This window comes from Paraburkholderia aspalathi, assembly GCF_900116445.1.
GTDB lineage: Bacteria > Pseudomonadota > Gammaproteobacteria > Burkholderiales > Burkholderiaceae > Paraburkholderia > Paraburkholderia aspalathi.
The window spans coordinates 25197-37723 of the sequence record NZ_FPBH01000046.1 but is presented as its reverse complement, the minus strand read 5'-3'; the positions used below and the strand labels follow the sequence as shown (position 1 = coordinate 37723).

The following is a 12527-nucleotide window of genomic DNA, read 5'->3' as shown; positions in this document are numbered from 1 at the left end:
TGCGAGAAAGAAAATGGACGTAACCGTAGCGTGGGCCGCGATCATTGCGCTGGGCCTATTCATGTACGTGGTGCTGGACGGCTTCGATCTGGGCATCGGCATCGTCTTCCCGTTCTTCCCCGATGAGAAAGAACGCGACCTGATGATGAACACCGTCGCGCCCGTGTGGGACGGCAACGAAACCTGGCTGGTACTCGGCGGCGCCGCGCTGTTCGCGGTGTTTCCGGTGGTCTACTCGACCGTGCTGTCTGCACTGTATCTGCCGCTGATCTTCATGCTCGTCTGCCTGATTTTCCGCGGCGTGTCGTTCGAGATTCGCGCCAAGGCCAAGCGCACGAAACATCTGTGGGATCTGGCGTTCATCGGTGGCTCGGCGGGCGCGACGTTCTTTCAGGGCATCGTGCTGGGCGCGTTCCTGCAAGGCATTCCGGTGATCGACGGCGGCTATGCGGGCGATGCCTTCGGCTGGCTCACGCCGTTCAGTCTGCTGACGGGTCTCGGTCTGGTGATCACCTACGCGCTGCTCGGCTGCTGCTGGTTGGTCGCGAAAACCGAAGGCGATCTGCAACGCCGGCTGCATCGCGTGGTGTGGCCGCTAACGCTCGTGCTGCTCGGCTTCATCGCGATGGTCAGCCTTTGGACGCCGCTGCAAGATCCGACTATCGCGCAACGCTGGTTCCACGACAATCTGTTCTACCGTCTGCTGCCGGTGCCGTTCCTCGTGGCGATCTGCGCGTTCTTCATGCACCGTGCGGTGCGTGCGCGGCATCACAACACGCCGTTCGTGCTGGCGCTTCTGCTGGTGCTGCTCGGTTATGCCGGGCTGCTGGTGAGCCTGTGGCCGTATGCGATTCCGTCGAGCATGACGCTCTGGGAAGCCGCTGCGCCGCGCTCGAGCCAGATGTTCACGCTAGTCGGCGCGGCAGTGATTCTGCCGGTCATCATCGCTTATACGACGATGGGTTATTGGGTATTTCGTGGCAAGGTGCGTCATGGCGACCAACATCACTATCACTAAGAACACGGGCGACAGCGCCGCACGCGGCGCGTCTCAAACGCCGGGGCGCCGGCTGCCGGGCTGGCTGTGGTTCGTCGCGCTATGGTGCTTAGGCGTTGCCTCAGCGATGTCGCTCGGCTTCGCGTTCAAGCTTCTGATGAATGCGACGTTATTTGCAATCAAGTGAATCATGCACTTGCCTAATTTCATCTGGCGCGCATAACCTGCGGATTCCCGCGTGGACGGCTTCAAAAATTGCGCCGTGCGGCTCGTCTTCGTAACAAGCCGGAACCTATGCGCGGGAGACCTACCTTACACATAATGCTGGTGCATCGAACCAGCCGGCGATTACATAAATAGATGTTCATTCGTGCGGCAAACCGGAAGGCGCGCCGCACCACCGATCGGCATATGATCGCGGGGTAGCCGGCAATGACGCGAATCGAGAATAGAAGTAAAACGGGAAGTAGAGCCAGCAGCACGACCGTGGCAGTCCACAACGCGCAGTCCCGACTCGCGGAGACATCATGAAGTTTCTTGTGGCCGACGACCATGAACTGATCCGGCAAGGCGTCAAAGGACTATTGCGCGGGCTCGATCCCGACGCGCAATTCGACGAAGCCGATAGCTGGGAATCCCTCGCCGCCGCTGCGCGGCCCGACGCCGACCACGACCTCGCCATCGTCGACCTGCATATGCCAGGTATGACCGGCGCGTCGTCGCTCGAAGTGCTGTTGAAGGCGAACCCGGCATTGCCGGTCGTCGTGCTCTCCGCCGAAGAGTCGCCCGACGAGATGCGCGCGGTGCTGGCCGCGGGCGCGCTCGGCTTCGTGCCGAAGCGGCAACCCGCCAGCGTCATGCTCAAGGCGATCGAGCTGGTGTTGTCAGGCGGCGCCTATGTGCCGATGGAGGCACTCAGCCTGCTGGGCTCGCGCGAGACGCAAGCCGCACCCGTGCGCGCCGAAGCGCCCGCCGAGCTTGCCGCCCATGACGCTGGGCACGCCCCGACTCAGGGCGGTACCGCACTCACGGAACCGATCACGCAAATCTCGGCGCTGCAGCCGCATCAGCAACATCTGCTGGAGAACCTGTCGCCGCGACAGCAGGACATCATGCGGCTGGTGCATCGCGGCTGGACCAACAAGATGATCGCGCGTGAATTGGGCGTCGCGGAAGGGACGGTCAAGGTGCATCTGTCCGTGATCTTCCGGGCGCTCGGCGTGCACAACCGGTCCACGGCGATCGCCGTGATCAACGGCTGGCTCGAGGCCGGGAAAACCCTGTAATAACGGATCGACGGGCGGCGCTTATGCCGCCGCCCTTCATGTCACGCTTCACGCCGCCCGCCCTTTATCCAGTTCCGCCTGCTGCCACAGCATTTCCAGGGTCCGCCGCAACCGCGCCGGAGTGACCGGTTTGTGCAGCACCGGAATACCCTGCAGGGCCAGTGCCGCCAGTTCGGCCGAGGCCATATCGCCCGTGATCAGCAAAGTCACCACACCGTCGTGACCCGCGCGCCCGAGCGTATTGCGCACGGCCGAGAGCGCTTGCGCGCCGGTTCGGTGATTAGCCAGCTGGTAGTCGCACAACACGGCATCCGGTACGAAACCGTCTTCCAGCGCGACGAGCGCGTCGACCTCGTCACGTGCGCCACGCACGATGCAACCCCAGCGTCCCAACAGACTCGTGAGGCCTTCGAGAATCGACGGCTCATCGTCGATGCACAGCACGCGCCGCCCCTGCGCCGACGGTCCGCCCGCCACCGCCTCGTTCAGGCTCGCGACAATGCCGCCGGCGTCGCCCACCTGCACCGGAAAGCGGAACACCGAGCCCCGGCCCGGCGCCGAGCGCAGTTGCAACTCGCCGCCGAGCATTTCGACGAGGCGCTTCACCGTCGGCAAGCCCAGACCGTGCCCTTGACGCGCGTCGCGCTGCGGATTGGCGACCTGGTAGAACTCTTCGAAGATGCGTTCGTGTTCCTCGACCGGAATGCCGATGCCGGAATCGCGCACCTCGATATAGCCGCCCGAATGACGCCCTGCTCGACGATAGCCGACCCAGATCGCGCCTTCCTCGGTGTAGCGCACTGCGTTCGAGAGCAAATTGCTCAGCACACGTTCGAGCAGCACCGGATCGTCATGCAGGACCACCGAAGACGGCGCGATCCGCAGCGCCAGCCCCTTGGCCGCCGCCTGCGGACGGTACTGGCTGCCGACCCGCTCGAACAGTTCCGACAGCCGGAAGTGCAAGCGGATCACCTGGGTCACGCCGCTTTCGAGCCGGGCGAGATCGAGCACCTGGTTGAACAGCTGATTCAACGCCTCGACGTTGTAAACGATGTGCTGAGCCGTCCTGGCATGCTGCACGAGCGTCGCCGCCGAGTCGTTGAGCGAAGCCGCCAGCAATCCGATTGCATGCAGCGGCTGGCGCAAATCGTGGCTCGCGGCTGCAAAAAATCGCGTTTTGGCAAGACTGGCCTCTTCGGCGACACGCTTTTGCGCCGCCAGCGACTCCGCCAGATACTGCTGATCGACGCGCGCCTGCACGACCTGCTGGAACAGCTTGCGATAACTCACCGCATAGACGTTGATCGCGCAGAAGAAGAACGCGAGGACGATGGCGAGAATGGTCCGGTCGAACGTATGCGTGCCGAAATGCAGCACGATCGCCGGAAACAGCAGAAACGGAATCGCGGTCGAAAAGTTCAGCAGATCGAAGCCGTTCGACATGAACACGCCGGCCGCCAGCGTGACGATCATCACGGTGTGCAGCAGCGGCAAATCGGCTTGAGGACTCTGGAACGCGAACCACACCGCAAGCCCCGGCGCGCTGTACAGCAGCACGCCGCGCAGCGCATGCAGGTTGATCCAGCCGCGTGGCGTCGCGAGGTGCGGGTAGCGGCGATTGCAGATCCAAAGCGCCAGGCCACCGCAATTGGCGGCCGCATAAAACCCGAAACACGCGATGAACAGCGGCGGCGACGGCACGTGCGGCCAGTAGATCGCCACCAGCACCGCAATCGAGAACCAGTGCGAAAAGAAGGCGATGGGATCTTGCGCGTACAGCACGCGCACAAGGTCTTCGTCGATTGCACGCTGGATTGGATCAGCCCGCATCATGCGGTCTCCTTTGTCGACCGGATTCGATGGCGTAGGACGCAAGCTCAGCGACGCAGGCACGGCGGGCCTGACGTGCTGCGCGAGAGTTGCTGCATCAGGTGTTGCGGTGCTCCATCGCGCGCTGCAGCCTTTTGGTGCAGCGCACGGTCATCAGACGGCGAACAGGCAGACGCGCGGATGGTTTACCCGGCAGTTTACCCATCAGCTACCACTTAATCCATATAGGCGAAGCGCCCGCCGGAAACCATACTGGCCTCACATTCCAGCGCGGCTCAAAAGTTCCAACACCCCTTTCATTGCCTGCAGTCGAGGCTCCCCGCGCTCATTGCCTAACCCTTTATGGAGGTTTTCATGGGCGCAGTTCCGAGCCACGCGTTCGTCCGCAATCTCGACGATGCGATCCTGCCCGACCTGTGGCGTCGGCGTACCCAGTTGTCCGCCGACGAGATGGTGTCGATGGTCGATCTGGTCAAGCGGGCGCTACGCACCTACCACCCGCTTGAACTGCAGGCGCTCGGTGAAGACAAGGAAGAACTGGTCGCGCAGTTCATCTACGCGAAAGTTCTGCGCCTCGCGCCCGGCCACACGGAAACGAATGCCTGCGCCGACAGCGCGCCGTCCAACGGCTACGCACTGTGCGCGTATTTTCGCCGTTACCTGATCGACTGTCTGCGCAGCGCCGGCCATCAACGCAACGTGTCGATGGAAAACGATGGCATGGCGCAGGAAATCGATCTGCACGCGCAAGCGCTGGAAGACCCGGTCGAAAGCGTGTTGCTGCAATACGGCCTCGACGAACAACGCGTGCGGCTCGCGGCCCGGACTTTTATCGACAGCCTCGACGAGCCGGAGCGCATCGTGCTGGCCGGCAGCCTTGGCTGGTGCTCGGAAGGAAAAGGCGGCCTCTCGGCAGTCGCTGCTCAGCATCGTGTCCCCTCGTATCACTATCGCGCCGTCAAACTTGGCGTCACCATGAAAAAGACGGCCGGGGCCGACGAATTTTCCAATACCAAGATCGGCCGCTGGCTGATCGACGTGCTCGGCATCGAGATCGATCTCGACAACCGCGCGGCGATTCTGATCGCCTTGAACCTGCTCGCCGCCGAATCGAGCGACAGCGAAATGAATGAAGTAGCCGCCTAAAAGCGCATTGACAGACCGGCGTCGGCCGACGGCGGCTTTTTCCCCTCCCCGGAAATCGGGCACGCCCCACGCAAGTGTCGCGCGCCACGTACGATGCGCCTTTTTTTGTCATCGCGCACCGCCTACGATAAAAAAGCCGCAGCCGCACGCCGTCTTCCTTCCGAAGTCCGGGTTCCCCTACCCGGCATCCCCTTCCTGACGAGGTGGTCTGAATGAACCGCTTATCAAGCGCCCTGACAGCAATGCAGTCGCATTACGACGTGGTGGTGGTGGGATCGGGATATGGCGGTGCGATTGCCGCGAGCCGCATGGCGCGTGCCGGCAAAAACGTGTGCGTGCTGGAACGCGGGCGCGAATTTATGGCCGGCGACTATCCACGCACGCCGATCGAAGGCGCCGCCGAGGTGCAATACAACACCGCCCTCGCGCAAATTGGCTCACCGCTCGCGCTGCTCGAAATGCATGTGAATGAAGACGTGAATGCGGTGGTGGGTTGCGGACTGGGCGGCACCTCGCTGATCAACGCGAATGTTGCGCTCGAAGCCGAACCGCGCTTATGGGACGACGACCGCTGGCCCGCTGCGCTCCGCGCCGACAAGGCGGGACGCGACAAGGGCTACGAACTGGCTCGCGCCATGCTGCAGCCGTCGGCGGTGTCCGGCGATTTTTTGCAGTTGCCGAAACTGCTGGCGCTGAAAAAATCCGCGCAGGCGCTGGGCATGGAAGATCGCTTTTATCCGCCGCCGGTCACGGTCACTTTCGAGGACCGCATCAACGCTGCGGGCGTTGAGCAAAAAGCCTGTGTCGGATGCGGCGATTGCAACTCGGGTTGCAACTACGACGCGAAAAATTCGACACACATGAACTACCTTCCCGATGCGGTCGCGCACGGCGCCCATATTTTTACGGGCGCCGCAGTGCATTCGGTGTTGCGCGACGCCGCCACGCAAAAGTGGATCGTGCGCTTTCAGGAAGTGAAGCTGGGCCGCGAGATTTATGACGCACCCGATCTGTTCGTGAGCGCCGATGTCGTCATCATGTCGGCCGGCACGATCGGTTCGACCGCCCTGCTGCTGCGCTCGCGCAAGGAGGGCTTGAGCGTGTCGGACATGCTCGGCCAGCACCTCACCGGCAACGGCGACGTGCTCGCCTTCGCGTACAACACCGAGGAGGTGATCAACGGCGTCGGCTGGGGCGCCCACAAGAAGGGCGACATCCCACCGGTCGGGCCGACGATTACCGGCATCATCGACCACCGCAACACCGCTAACGTGACTGACGGCTTCGTCATCGAAGAAGGCTCGCTCGCCGGGCCGGTCGGCGCCGCGCTGGTCGCCCTGCTCGGCGGCGCCGCGCCGTTCGAAGGCGTCGACATTCCCGCGCCGCGCGCCGACGACGAACCGTTCGGCTACGACGCGCGCGTGATCGAGAGCTTCCTGCGCGGCCCCTATCACGGCGCGCTCAATCACACGCAAACCTACCTGGTGATGGCGCATGACGACGAAAGCGGCCAGATCAGCGTGAACGACAAAGGCAGGGCGCGCATCGCCTGGCCGAACGCCGGCAAGCAGCCGATCTTCCAGACCGTCGAAGAAACGCTCGAGAAAGCGCAGGCGCCGCTCGGCGGCAAATACATGCGCAACCCGATTTCGACCAGATTGCTCGGCAACCAGATTGTCACCGTGCATCCGCTCGGCGGCTGCGGGATGGGCGAGGACGCGGCGCGTGGCGTCGTCGATCATCAGGGGCGAGTCTTTAGCGGCACGAGCGGAAATGCGGTGCACGAAGGGCTATACGTGATGGACGGCGCGGTCATGCCGATGTCGCTCGGCGTCAATCCGCTGCTGACGATTTCCGCGCTGGCGGAACGCAATTGCGCGCTGCTCGCCAACGCGCGCGGCTGGAACATCGATTACGAGGCCAAGGGCGCGGCCGCTACGCCCACGCCCCAGAAGATCGGCCTGCGCTTCACCGAAACGATGATCGGTACGTATACGCCGGCCGTGGCGGGCGAAGCCGCCACCAGTCCGATTCAATTCACGCTGACGGTGGAATCGGACGATCTGGCCGATATGCTGAGCAATCCGCAACATCTGGCCCACACTACGGGCACGCTGACCTGCCCCGCGCTCTCCGCGCAACCGATGACGATCACGGACGGCACCTTCAATCTGTTCGTGGTCGACGAATCGGATGTGGACGAGCGCAACATGAATTACCGCATGACGCTCAACTCCACGGAAGGCAAGACGTACTACCTGACGGGACAGAAAATCATCACGCGTACGTCGCCGATCAATCTATGGGCGCAGACCAACACGCTCTACGCCGAACTACGCGACTCGGCGCAAGCGGATGCGCCGGCGATCGGCAAGGCAACGCTGATCATTACGCCCGAGAATTTCCTCAAGCAGCAACGCACGCTCGAGGTCACCAACACCCCTGACCTGACATCACGCCTTGAATGGACCCTGAAGTTCGGCAAGTTTTTTGCGGGCGTGCTGTTCACCGAATACGGCGGCGTGGCCGCGCCCTTGCAGTTTTATGATCCGAAGGCCGAGCCGCGCCTCAAGCGCGCGCTACGCGCGCCCGCGCCGCAAGTCGTCTTCTTCGACACAGCCGACGGGACCAGGCTTCGACTCACGCGCTACGCCGGGCCGTCCGACAAACCGCTGCGCCCCGTGCTGCTGATCCACGGCTCGGGTGTGTCGAGCCGGATCTACTCCACCGATCTGATCGGCACCAACCTGGTAGAGTATCTCTGTGCGGTCGGCTACGACGTGTGGCTCGTCGATCTACGCGTCAGCATCGAAATGCCGAGCGTGATGGTGCCGACCAATGTCGACAAAGTCGCTCGTGAGGACATTCCGGCCGCGGTCGCCAAAGTGCGGGAGTTGACCAAGGTGCCGGACATTCAGGTACTGGGCCACTGCATGGGTGGGTTGGCCTTGACCATGTCGCTGCTGCACGGCCTCAAGGGCGTGCGCTCGGCGGTCATCTCGCAGGTCTCCGCGCATCCGGTGCCCGGCACGCTGGAAAAGATCAAGTGCGGGTTGCACGTCCCTGACATCATGCAGCATCTCGGCGTGCTCGATCTGACCGCTTTTACGGAGCACAGGTCGTGGCCCCAGAACCTGCTCGACGAAGCGTTGCGGCTCTACCCGCTCAGTCATAAACAAGGCTGCGGCAGCCCTATCTGCCACCGGGCAACCTTCCTTTACGGCCTGCTCTACGAACACGAGCAGTTGAATGAGACGCTTCATGCGAATCTGCAGGAACTGCTCGGCGTGCACGACATCGCCGTCTTCAAGCATCTCGCTGCGATGGTGCGAGCGGGCAAGGTCGTCGATGCCGACGGCAAAGACGTCTACCTGAGCGGCGCGGACGGCATGAAGGGCCTGGACGGCTTGCGCCTGCCGATCGGCTTCATTCACGGCGAGAAAAACGAAACCTATCTGCCGAAGAGCACCTTGCTGACCTATGACATGCTGGTCCAACAATGGCCCGAGCAGCCGTACGAGCGGCATCTGATTCCCAACTATGGGCACATCGACTGCATCCTTGGCAAGAATGCGGCGGTGGATGTCTATCCGGTGATTGCGCGGTATCTGAATGCGCATTGACGGAGGTTGAGCGCAGCGTTGCGATTGGGTCGAGCCAGCGTATCCCGTAAGCGCGTGCAAGTGTTGCGCGCCGCTCGCTGTGCTGGCGCTGGTTCAGGTGTGGTATGTATAAGGGCGGCGAGTCGCCACGTTTTGTGGTCGGCTTGCCTGGGCTCGTGAGCCGATCACGCCTTTATCCCTATCAGACTGCCACGCTTATCCGGATGAAACCCTTCTTTCAGACCATGTTGACCGCCGGGCTGCTGGCCGGCACCGTTGCAACGGCACACGTGGAGGCCGCCGAACTCCGCGTGATGAGTTCGGGCGGATTCACCGCCGCATATAAACTGCTCGGCCCCAAGTTCACGGCGTCGACGGGCAATACGCTCGACACCATACTCGGGCCTTCGATGGGCAAATCACCCGAAGCCATTCCGAACCGGCTCGACCGCGGCGAGCACGCGGACGTGGTCATCATGGTCGGCTACGCGCTCGACGAGCTGATCAAGCAAGGCAAGGTGATTCCCGGATCGCGCGTCGAACTCGCCGATTCCCGCATCGGTATGGTCGTGCGTAGCGGTGCGCCGAAACCGGATATCGGCTCCGTCGATGCGCTGAAAGAGACCTTGCTCCACGCCAGATCGATCGCCTACTCGGACAGCGCGAGCGGTGTCTATATCGAGCGCGAGCTCTTCAGGAAGCTCGGCATCGAGGATCAGGTGAAAGCCAAGGCGAAGAGGATTCAGAAGATCCCGGTCGCCTCGGTGGTCGCCAATGGCGATTACGAAGTAGGATTCCAGCAGGTCAGCGAGGTGCTGCCGGTGCCGGGCGTCACCTTCGTCGGAAAGATTCCTGAGTCGGTGCAATCCGTGACGCGGTATGCCGCGGGCATCCCGGTGAACGCCGAGCATCCGAATGAGGCGAAGGCCCTTCTCGACTATCTCGCCTCGCCCGCTGCGCAACCCGCAGTCACGTCGACCGGAATGGATTCCGTCGCGGCGCATTGACGAAACGGCCAGGGCGTAGCCGCGCGTTAAGCCTGCGAACCGCTGGTGCGCGGCACACCCTGTTCAGAACAACTTGCCCGGATTCAGAATGCCGTGCGGGTCCAGCGCATGTTTGATGGCGGCCATCGCAGCCAATTCAGCAGACGAGCGCGAGATCGGCAAGAACTCGCGCTTGAGCAAGCCGATCCCGTGTTCCGCCGATACCGAACCGCGCAACGGCCCCAGCATTTCGTAGACGAACGCATACACCGCGTGATGCTCGACGCCGGGAATCGAATGGCCGTCGACGGTGAGATGCAGATTCGAATCGCCGATATGGCCGAAGAAATACGACACGTTGCCCGGCCAGCGCTGATCAAGCGCTGCGCGGCAACGGTCGACAAAAGCGCCGATTTCGCCGATGGGCAAGCTCACGTCGAAGTTGATCGGATCGAGCCGCACCGGAAACTCGGCGGTGCATTCACGAATCGCCCATAGCGCCCGCACGTCGGCCACCGATTGCGCGATCACGGCGTCGCGGATCGCTTCTGAATCGAGCGCTTCGGTCAGCACGGCTGAGAAGCGTTCGCCGTCGTCACTCGCGTCAAAAGTCGCGTGTTCGATCAGTGCGTAGAGCGGGTGCGAATCGGCGAATGGCGAGCGCGTGCCCGTCAGCTTCACGCCGAAATCATAGAAATCCGGCCACATGATCTCGAACGCGCCGATGTCGTTGCCAAAGCGCGTCGACAGGCGGCGCAGCAGGTTCACGGCGGCGTCATAATCGTCGAGTGCGACGAGCGCCGTGTGGCGCGCCGCGCGTGGCGGATGGAGCCGCAACACCGCGCGTGTGATCACACCGAGCGTGCCTTCCGAACCGATGAACCAGTGCTTGAGGTCGTAGCCGGTGTTGTTTTTGACCATCTTGCCGAGCGAAGTCAGCACGTCGCCGTTGGCGAGCACGACTTCGAGACCGAGCACCTGATCGCGCGCGGTGCCCGACTGGATCACGCGATTGCCGCCCGCGTTAGTCGCCAGATTGCCGCCGATCTGGCACGAACCCCGTGCGCCCAGATCGAGTGCGAGTTCGAAGCCCGCTTCGGCGGCGGCTTCCTGCGCGGTTTGCAAGGTCGTGCCGGCGCGCACGGTCAGCGTGGCCGACGCTGCGTCAATTTCTTCGACGCCGGTGAGCCGTTCCAGCGACAACGCGATATCCGTCGCGCGCGCAATCGCGCCACCGGCGAGTCCGGTCATGCCGCCCTGCGGCACCACCGGTTGGTGCGCAGCGTGACAAATGGCCAGCGCACGCGAGACTTCTTCCGTGCTGCGCGGCAAAAGCAGCGCGGCGGGACGCGTCGGGTCGTGGCGGGTCCAATCGGTCATCGCGTGTTCGCCGATCTGCTCGCCAACGCGCACCGCGTCGGCGCCGAGCGCGGCGCGCAGCGCGTCGAGCGTCGCGGAAAGCGGCGCTGCGCTATGGGTTGCGCCGTTTGCCAAACTGTTATCTGTCATGCAGGGGTTCCTTGCGTGCCTTCAGTTGCCGCTTTCTTGCGATAACCCATCGAATCGTTGATCCGCCCGAGGATGTAGTCACCCGCTGCGACCGGTTGGTACTTGAGTTCGGCATCGCTCGTACCGAGTTCGCGCGGATCGACCGTTGCACCGTACGTGGGATCATAGAACGTCGCGATCGAATAGCGCTCGCGCCCCGACGCATTGATCACGCGGTGCAAGGTGGAGCGGAAACGATCATTGGTCCAACGCGCCAGTAGATCGCCGACGTTCACCACGAAGCTGCCCTCGATCGGCGGTGCATCGACCCACGTATCGTTGGCGATCTCGCGCACCTGCAAGCCCCCCACCCGATCCTGCCACAGCAGGGTAATGCAGCCGTAGTCGGTATGCGGTGCGACGCCGAACTGATCCGCGTCCGATTGGGGCGGCTGCGGCGGGTAGTAGACCATCTGCGTGCGCTGCATCCGCTTCGTATAGCGCGGCGCGAAGAAATGTTCGTCGACGCCGAGACTCACAGCGACGGCACGCAACAGGTCGGCGCCGCATGCGGCGACCGCTTCGTAATAACCGTAGAGCGCAGGCCGCAGCTCCGGCATGAAATCCGGCCAGTTGTTCGGCCCTCGCAGCGCCTGTCCCGCCTTCACATCGGGATCGTCCTCAGGCAACTCCAGGCCGATGCTGAAGAATTCCTTGTAGTCGGGGCGCTTGGCCTGATACATGGTGGCGTCGCCGAGAGCGTTGAAACCGCGATGCCGTTGATTGACCGCCGCGCGCCGCTTCGTCTCCACCGGAAACGCAAAGAACGTACGGGCCGCCTGTTCGGCCGCATCGATTGTCGCTTGCGGCACGCCGTGATTGATGATGTAGAAGAAGCCGATCGTCGTGCACGCTTCGCGGATTTCGTGCGCTACTCGCGTCAAAGCCTGCGGGTCGCCGGCACGCACGCCGGCAAGGTCGATGATCGGAATGCGGGTCACGGGCATTGCATTGCTCCCTGGTGGGCTAGTCAATTCAACTGACGAAAGAGGCTGATGAATCGTTCGCGACAGGTTCGCGTGCCTCGCGCATTCCAGTTGTATATACCGCCAAAAGCGGACCCGCAAGTTGCTTTGCACGCCTTCACGTAAGGGCTTTTCTCTACTCGCGAGTTTATTTATTTCGCGCGAAA

9 protein-coding genes are annotated in these 12527 nt (G+C 62.8%); 6 read left to right on the top strand and 3 right to left on the bottom strand.

The window, feature by feature from the left end; all coding sequences use genetic code 11:
* Positions 1-13 precede the first annotated feature (13 nt).
* The 3 genes from cydB (at position 14) to BM438_RS40590 (ending at position 2283) form a co-directional block, all read left to right on the top strand.
* Positions 14-1018, top strand: coding sequence for a cytochrome d ubiquinol oxidase subunit II (gene cydB, locus BM438_RS40600; RefSeq protein ID WP_093646409.1), 1005 nt, complete (start codon positions 14-16; stop codon positions 1016-1018).
* A complete protein-coding gene (locus tag BM438_RS40595) occupies positions 993-1184 on the top strand; it encodes a hypothetical protein (RefSeq protein ID WP_093646407.1) in 192 nt (63 codons plus the stop codon). Before cydB ends, BM438_RS40595 begins: the two co-directional genes overlap by 26 nt.
* A 340-nt stretch (positions 1185-1524) precedes the next feature.
* Positions 1525-2283, top strand: a complete 759-nt coding sequence (locus BM438_RS40590) for a response regulator transcription factor (protein ID WP_093646405.1) — start codon at positions 1525-1527, stop codon at positions 2281-2283.
* Between the two features lie 48 nt (positions 2284-2331).
* Here the strand turns inward: BM438_RS40590 and BM438_RS40585 are convergent, their stop codons facing one another.
* Positions 2332-4113 (bottom strand): ATP-binding response regulator, encoded by a 1782-nt coding sequence (locus tag BM438_RS40585; RefSeq protein ID WP_093646459.1) that lies wholly within the window; start codon positions 4111-4113, stop codon positions 2332-2334.
* 354 nt (positions 4114-4467) lie between these two features.
* Between BM438_RS40585 and BM438_RS40580 the strand changes: the two genes are divergently transcribed.
* From BM438_RS40580 to BM438_RS40570, 3 genes are all read left to right on the top strand, one after another.
* Entirely contained in the window at positions 4468-5259 is a 792-nt protein-coding gene (locus tag BM438_RS40580; RefSeq protein WP_093646402.1) for a hypothetical protein, read from the top strand.
* 212 nt (positions 5260-5471) lie between these two features.
* Positions 5472-8882, top strand: coding sequence for an alpha/beta fold hydrolase (locus BM438_RS40575; RefSeq protein ID WP_093646400.1), 3411 nt, complete (start codon positions 5472-5474; stop codon positions 8880-8882).
* 203 nt (positions 8883-9085) lie between these two features.
* The gene (locus BM438_RS40570) at positions 9086-9868 is read left to right on the top strand and encodes a substrate-binding domain-containing protein (RefSeq protein WP_093646457.1); all 783 of its coding nucleotides are present in this window, start codon (positions 9086-9088) and stop codon (positions 9866-9868) included.
* Positions 9869-9931: 63 nt separating this feature from the next.
* Here the strand turns inward: BM438_RS40570 and BM438_RS40565 are convergent, their stop codons facing one another.
* Entirely contained in the window at positions 9932-11356 is a 1425-nt protein-coding gene (locus BM438_RS40565; protein ID WP_093646397.1) for an FAD-binding oxidoreductase, read from the bottom strand.
* Positions 11353-12342, bottom strand: coding sequence for an isopenicillin N synthase family dioxygenase (locus BM438_RS40560; RefSeq protein WP_093646395.1), 990 nt, complete (start codon positions 12340-12342; stop codon positions 11353-11355). Before BM438_RS40560 ends, BM438_RS40565 begins: the two co-directional genes overlap by 4 nt.
* Positions 12343-12527 lie beyond the last annotated feature (185 nt).

Coding starts and splice junctions, on each gene's coding strand:
- cydB (WP_093646409.1), top strand. CDS start 14: ATGGACGTAACCGTAGCGTGGGCCGCGATCATTGCGCTGGGCCTATTC.
- BM438_RS40595 (WP_093646407.1), top strand. CDS start 993: ATGGCGACCAACATCACTATCACTAAGAACACGGGCGACAGCGCCGCA.
- BM438_RS40590 (WP_093646405.1), top strand. CDS start 1,525: ATGAAGTTTCTTGTGGCCGACGACCATGAACTGATCCGGCAAGGCGTC.
- BM438_RS40585 (WP_093646459.1), bottom strand. CDS start 4,113: ATGCGGGCTGATCCAATCCAGCGTGCAATCGACGAAGACCTTGTGCGC.
- BM438_RS40580 (WP_093646402.1), top strand. CDS start 4,468: ATGGGCGCAGTTCCGAGCCACGCGTTCGTCCGCAATCTCGACGATGCG.
- BM438_RS40575 (WP_093646400.1), top strand. CDS start 5,472: ATGAACCGCTTATCAAGCGCCCTGACAGCAATGCAGTCGCATTACGAC.
- BM438_RS40570 (WP_093646457.1), top strand. CDS start 9,086: ATGAAACCCTTCTTTCAGACCATGTTGACCGCCGGGCTGCTGGCCGGC.
- BM438_RS40565 (WP_093646397.1), bottom strand. CDS start 11,356: ATGACAGATAACAGTTTGGCAAACGGCGCAACCCATAGCGCAGCGCCG.
- BM438_RS40560 (WP_093646395.1), bottom strand. CDS start 12,342: ATGCCCGTGACCCGCATTCCGATCATCGACCTTGCCGGCGTGCGTGCC.